Here is a 6,059-nt window from a genome sequence, read left to right on the forward strand (position 1 = left end):
CAGCCACGACGAAGTTGCCGATGAGCGTTTCAGCGGCCAGGCACGGCTCGCTCCAACTCAATCAGGGACAACGGGGGACCGTCGTCGAAGTCGTGGTCGTGGGTCCTGCCGGTCTCGGCGGAGCCATTCTTGGTGTAGAAGCGGTGCGTTTGGGCGGAGTCCCGGAGCGTCCACAGATGCACGTCGTCGTACCCGGCGTCTCGCACTCGGTCCAAGACTGCCATCACAGATCTGTTGCGGAAAGTGGCTACTACGTGTGCATGGCTTGCCGGTCCAGTGGCGTCGTTACCTCGCTTCCCCGTTCATGAGCTGTCGCCATAGCGCCATGGCATCGACGACCCGCACCCGCGGGCTCTCTACGATGCCCCAGGGAAAGAGGGACCGGTCGTAGCGCCGGATGAAGCCCTGCCCGCCCGTTATGCACTGTTCGAAGACCAGCGACAGGCATTCGCAGGTGTGGGCCCGGATCCGGGCCCGATCCGGGTGCCGCTCGATCGGAGACCACCTCACCGGCACCGCATTCGGATGGGGTGAGGCGGGGTGTATGCCGTGAAAGTCGTCGAAATCTGCCACAGGGCTCACCGTCCTTCGCAACGCGCGATCGCCAGCGTGGCGCCGACGGTGCCCGCGGAGACCGCGATCGATGAACAGGCGCTGGTGAGCGAGGGGCCATCTCCAGCCAGTGCGCCCTCGCGGAGCGGCAGGCCGGAGCACACGAGCGAAGCCCCACCCGGAGGGACCCTGGACCGTCGCTCACCAGCGCCATGGCCACAACCTAACCTAACCTGTCTTAACCTGTCTACGGCATTCCTAGCAATGGCTATTCTATGCCACTAGGTCCAGGGATACCTAGAGTCGTCCCGTGATGGAATGGGACCCACGCCTCTACAAGTGGGAGCAGATAGCCAACGTCGTCGCCGAGCGCATCGGAGACGGCACCTACCCGCCTCTCACCCTCATCTCCGAGGTGAAGCTGCAGGAGGAGTTCGACGTTGCGCGAGTGACCGTCCGCAAGGCGATGGAGGCTCTCAGGGAACGAGAGCTAATCACCACCAAGCCGGGCAAGGGCTCCATCGTGGCCCCACAATAGTCATGCCCGACCTGAATAGCCGTACCTCCGACGGTGCTCATGGGGGATCATCGGCCCATGACAACCAGCGACGTCTTCCTCATTGAGGATCACAGCGAAGATCGGGAAGGGCTCCGGTACTGGACGAGCGTCTACCGAAGCCACGACTACGCTCGATCAGCAGTTGAGCGTGTGGCGCATGAGCTTGGGCTGGGGCCTCTTCAATGGATCGAGGCTAGCTTCGGGGTCCTGCTAGCGCATGCTCAGGCCGACGCAGATGCCCGAAACCTCTACACCGTCGTTCCACTCCAGGTACGTCATCGGGACGAGACCGACACCGACTAGTAGTACTTTGTTAGATTGAGATCTTTTGTGAGATGATCTTTGTGTGACTCCGGCTGAGCTGGCTGATGTTCGAGGCCGTCTTGAAGACTTCGCGGGTGAGGTGTTCACCTCCTTCGCGCGTCGGGAGCAGCGGTCCAACGGCGGGTTGTACCTGCGTGGGCTGATGCTGGACGGGCGGCGCAAGTCGATGGTGCCGATGGCGGAGCGGCTGGGGGTGGATCACCAGCGGCTGCAGCAGTTCATCACCTCCTCCACATGGGACTATGCGGCGGTACGGAGAGGTCTGGCACAGCGCGCGATCGGCGTGGTGGCGCCGCAGGCGTGGGTGCTGGACGACACCGGGCATCTCAAGGACGGCGATGCCTCGCCCGGGGTGGCCCGGCAGTACACCGGCACCGCGGGGAAGGTGACCAATTGCCAGATCGCGGTCAGCGTGCACGCGGTCACCGATACCTGCTCGGCGGCACTGAACTGGCGGCTGTTCTTGCCCGAGCGGTGGGACGACGCGCTGACCGAAGGCAAAGCCGAAGCAGAAGCGATCGCCGGGCGGCGACGGCGCTGCGGCATCCCCGACGATCAACGGCACCGCCCCAAGTGGCAGCAGGCGCTGGACATGCTCGATGAGTTGGCCGTCTGGGGGCATGTCCCGCCACTGGTGGTCGCCGACGCCGGATACGGCGATGTGACCGCGCTACGACTCGGCCTGAGTGCGCGCGGCCTGCCGTACGTGGTCGCCCTCAAGGGCACCACCAGCGCGTATCCCGCCGATGTCGTCCCTGAGACGCTGCCCTACTCCGGTAACGGCCGTCGTCCGGTGGCCAAGTACCGCAGTGCACCCTCCAGCCTGCGCGAGCTGGTCCTGGCCGCCGGACGAAGCAGTCTGCGCCGGGTGAGCTGGCGGCAGGGCACCAAGAAGAGCAAAGGCAACCCGACCGCCACGATGCGCTCACGCTTCATCGTCCTGCGTGTGCGGCCCGCCAACCGCGACATCGCGCGAGATGGTGACGGGCATCTGCCCGAATGCTGGCTCCTGGCCGAATGGCCACCCGGCGAGCCGGAGCCCACCGACTACTGGTTGTCCACCCTTCCGGCGGACATCCGACTGCGGGAACTGGTCCGCCTGGCGAAGATCCGCTGGCGGATCGAGCACGACTACCGCGAACTCAAGACCGGCCTGGGCCTGACCCACTTCGAGGGGCGTTCCTTCACCGGCTGGCATCGCCACGTCACCCTGGCTTCGGCCGCTCACCTGTTCCTCACCGAACTGCGCTTGACCAGCCCAAAAGCGGCTGGGGCGGCCTGACCTTCTACAAGATCTTGCACATGCTCCAGGTGCTGTTAGCCACCTGGACAGGCCGATGCCCCACCTGCCATCAACGACCACCATGACGAACTAACAAAGTACTACTATAAGCCCGCCAGGTGACCGCCGAAGGTAGCATCCTCAGGCTCAGGCAGCAATGCATCGTACGAAGGCAAACCTCTTTGACCCAAAAGTAGGCGTACGCATCTGCAAGTAGTTTCTGAAAGCGTGCAACAGTGATCCGCCTCATGCTCTGCCCTTGAGCGTCGCGCCCTCAGCTCATCAACTCGAAGCGCTGGCGGGCATCTCCTCTACGCCCATCCTCAAGATCTCCAAGATGGCCAAAGTCGAGATGTGAAGCGCTATTCGGCCGGAGTCGGCGAAGACTCCAAGATCTTGACAGTGAAGCCATGATCACATAAAACAAGCTCAGGTACGCGAGAGAAAGGAAAGCATGCACAGATTGCGGCGTTTCCGGCGATTACTGGTTCCGTTCATGGCTGTACTGACCGTAGGCGCGATTATCGCGCCGGTTTCGGCGGCTGAAACGGTTGACGACGACCCGGCGTCGAAACTGTCCATCGAAAAAGAGCCCTTCAGCCACCTACCTCCGGGCACTCTGGATCTGATGAAGGAGCAGGAGCCGCGCAAACGGGCCGCGAACAAGATACAAGAAGCCCTGGTGCAGCTCGTCGGTGACGTCCGGAATCCGCAGGGGAGCGGCTTCGCCGGTATTCACATCAACACCGAAGGCGTGCAGGTCTGGTGGAAGGGCAAAGCGCCCTCCGCCATCTCCGCCGCCATTGAAAGCGCACGAGTCGACGCCCCGGTGACCGTCACGCAGGCCCCATACTCACGCGCCGAACTGCACGCCGAGGCAGACAAGCTCAAAGAGCAGATGTTCAAGGACCCCAAGGGGTCCATCCACCGGGTGGAGGTCAAGGGCGACGGCTCGGGCATAGTCGCAGTAACCGAGGTCACCACGGCACGGTCACAACTGCAGGCCGGCTACTCGGCCTTGACCGACATACGCGTCCCCCTGACGATCAAGCAGGAACCCCGAGCTAGGACCGCTGGCCGTCTCAACGACACCAATCCCTTCTTTGCGGGCGCGAGAATCTGGGACGGCGGAAGCGCCGTCTGCACTGCGGGCTGGCCTGTGCAGGGGCGCACCAGCGGCTACTGGTATCTCGTGACGGCGAGCCACTGTGGCTTCGAAGGTCAGTACTGGTGGAACAGCGCAGGATCGGCGAACATCGGCTACGCCACCAGTGAGAGGGTCAACTACGACCTCATGCTGATCGGAATGCCGGGCCCCGAATATAACAAGTACATGTGGGACGGGGGCGTCCCTGGCGGTGCCAACACCAGCCCCGAGTACACCAAGTCGGTTGCTGGATGGAGTCACGTCACCCCGGGCGAATGGCTCTGCACCTCGGGATCGTTCAGCGGCGCCGTGTGCCTGTGGCAGGTCAGGAACGACTTCCCGGTCGGATACTGCGGCACCGACCTGTGGGGAACTTACGAGTGCTATGGCGACATGTTTCATGCCGACCAGGTCAACGGGGAGCGCGGATGCCGCGGCGGCGACAGCGGAGGCCCGGTGTTCTCGCTCAGCGGCGATTATTCCCAGGTCTTCGCTGAGGGCATCATCAGCGGCTGTAACCTCAGTGGTGATGGCGACTACTTGGTCTTCCAGGACTTCTACACGGCCATAGAGTCGCTTGACGTAGTTCTCTAGCGAGGCGGACTGCCAGGTATCGGCGCCACGTCCTCGTGGTGGACGACCGGAAGATGGCCGGCCTCGTCGAGCAGTCCTCTGTTCCCCAGGGGGCTGCTCAATGCGTAGGTGAACGGCCGAGCCCGGAAATCGGCGGTTGATACGCACATCCTGCCCGGGAGCTCTGGGGCCTTGGCCGTACCGACAACGACCACGTCCGGAGTTTCGGTGATACGCACGGCCGGCCGCTTGTCCCCCTGTTTTCCGCAGCCGTGCCCCGAGTCCATCCATACGGTGATCTCGGGTTTCGTGCGATCCGCGCTTGCCCGCATGATCTTCGAGGACGAGGAGACCGATCCGAGACGCCAGAACGCCTGAGGTGAAAGCGCTGGCCACGTTAACGATCCGCCGCCCGCGATCTGAAATCTCCAGGCCGGCAGTCGTATCAGGCCACGATCGGAGAGGAATTCGTGGGTAACATGTTCGGCGTTCAGAACGGTACCTTCGCGTCCCGGTGCCGCACGTCGCTCCATGTGTTGCCGCAGTTCTTCGTACGCCGCGCTAGGGGAAATCTGCGGAATGCTTGCGGTGCCGTCCGTCAACGGGACGTCGGCTGCTTCCGGAGCCTGTGAGGACAGATTCGCGCCAAGCCGCACCCGGGCGATGTAGCCGCCGGACTTGTTCACTTCCGGAAGGGCTCCGATCAGCACGACCGGCCGCGGCTGCCGGGATTCCGGAAACGCGGCCCACTGCTGCGCAAGTAACGCCGGGTCCAGTAACTCCGACCGGCCCTCTCCGGTGAAGGCAAACGGCGCGATGACCAGGAGAAGCGCGGAGTAAACCGCTCTTTTCATGGGGCGATCCCTTTCGTTCGGAGGATCTCCGGACCGTGGCGTACGCACACGGGCCTCACATCCCTTAAACGAAATACCGTGCGGCGATGGCGGGTCGCTGCAATGTGATGTACATCACTTTATCATGTGTGCTGGCAAGATGCTGCGATCGCGTCATGCTGCATGTCCCTGCTATCGCCCTGACGCGAGTAGTTCGTGGCCTTCGCACCCCGGGAACAGGGTTCTTCGATCTTGAGGGGGATGGTCGCACCCTTATGCCGCTGGGTTGATCGTTTGATGTGTGCATGCCAACCGTACGCGGCGGCGTTGGTTGGTGAGGTTGCGGAAGCCGAACGCCACGCGGGCGGCGTCTTTGATGAGGCGGTTGGTGCCTTCGGTGCGGGCGTTGGTGACGCCTGTGGTGATGAAGGCCAGCGTTTCGGGCCACCACTGCTCGATCGTCTCGGCCAGGGTGATCAGTTCCGGGATGTCGGAGGTGGCGCACCAGGAGGAGAAGCGGAACAGCCGGTGGGAGATCACCGAACGCGGAGCTCGTTGGCGGGCGCAGGCGAGCAGGGAGCGCAGTTCTTCCTTGGCGATCCAGGCGGTGAGGATCTGTCCGGTGGGTTCGTGATCGATCAGGCCGTTCCACATGCGGGTGAAGGCCTGTTCGGTCAGGTTCTCGCGGGCGTGGAGCAGGCGTCGGCGGTTGGCCCATTCGGGGTCGGTCGCGCGGCCTCGCCGGCCGCGCTGCTGGCGGGTGACGCGCTGGCGGACGGCGGTCACGGC

The 6,059-nt window shown here is 63.6% G+C and carries 7 protein-coding genes; 4 read left to right on the forward strand and 3 right to left on the reverse strand.

From position 1 onward, the window contains the following. Positions 1 to 29: 29 nt before the first annotated feature. Entirely contained in the window at positions 30 to 215 is a 186-nt protein-coding gene (locus ACFOY2_RS51410) for a hypothetical protein (protein WP_379535504.1), read from the reverse strand. Between the two features lie 650 nt (positions 216 to 865). Between ACFOY2_RS51410 and ACFOY2_RS51415 the strand changes: the two genes are divergently transcribed. The 4 genes from ACFOY2_RS51415 to ACFOY2_RS51430 all read left to right on the forward strand — a co-directional run bounded on the left by ACFOY2_RS51415 (position 866) and on the right by ACFOY2_RS51430 (position 4,458). After that, the gene (locus ACFOY2_RS51415; protein WP_379535510.1) at positions 866 to 1,090 is read left to right on the forward strand and encodes a GntR family transcriptional regulator; all 225 of its coding nucleotides are present in this window, start codon (positions 866 to 868) and stop codon (positions 1,088 to 1,090) included. 57 nt (positions 1,091 to 1,147) lie between these two features. Beyond that, on the forward strand, positions 1,148 to 1,414 hold the full coding sequence (locus ACFOY2_RS51420; RefSeq protein WP_379535505.1) for a hypothetical protein: 267 nt from the start codon (positions 1,148 to 1,150) through the stop codon (positions 1,412 to 1,414). A gap of 43 nt (positions 1,415 to 1,457) precedes the next feature. Beyond that, positions 1,458 to 2,717, forward strand: coding sequence for an IS701 family transposase (locus ACFOY2_RS51425; RefSeq protein ID WP_379535506.1), 1,260 nt, complete (start codon positions 1,458 to 1,460; stop codon positions 2,715 to 2,717). Between the two features lie 496 nt (positions 2,718 to 3,213). Beyond that, entirely contained in the window at positions 3,214 to 4,458 is a 1,245-nt protein-coding gene (locus tag ACFOY2_RS51430; RefSeq protein ID WP_379535507.1) for a trypsin-like serine protease, read from the forward strand. On the opposite strand, the gene ACFOY2_RS51435 is transcribed toward ACFOY2_RS51430, so the two are convergent. After that, a complete protein-coding gene (locus ACFOY2_RS51435; RefSeq protein WP_379535508.1) occupies positions 4,455 to 5,291 on the reverse strand; it encodes a hypothetical protein in 837 nt (278 codons plus the stop codon). The genes ACFOY2_RS51430 and ACFOY2_RS51435 overlap by 4 nt on opposite strands. A 252-nt stretch (positions 5,292 to 5,543) precedes the next feature. Continuing rightward, positions 5,544 to 6,059, reverse strand: a 516-nt coding sequence (locus ACFOY2_RS51440) for a transposase (RefSeq protein ID WP_379535509.1), incomplete at its 5' end; no start/stop codon positions are given.

It is taken from the genome of Nonomuraea purpurea (genome assembly GCF_042650645.1).
GTDB classification, from domain to species: Bacteria; Actinomycetota; Actinomycetes; order Streptosporangiales; family Streptosporangiaceae; genus Nonomuraea; species Nonomuraea purpurea.

Coding starts and splice junctions, on each gene's coding strand:
- ACFOY2_RS51415 (WP_379535510.1), top strand. CDS start 866: ATGGAATGGGACCCACGCCTCTACAAGTGGGAGCAGATAGCCAACGTC.
- ACFOY2_RS51420 (WP_379535505.1), top strand. CDS start 1,148: ATGACAACCAGCGACGTCTTCCTCATTGAGGATCACAGCGAAGATCGG.
- ACFOY2_RS51435 (WP_379535508.1), bottom strand. CDS start 5,291: ATGAAAAGAGCGGTTTACTCCGCGCTTCTCCTGGTCATCGCGCCGTTT.
- ACFOY2_RS51430 (WP_379535507.1), top strand. CDS start 3,214: ATGGCTGTACTGACCGTAGGCGCGATTATCGCGCCGGTTTCGGCGGCT.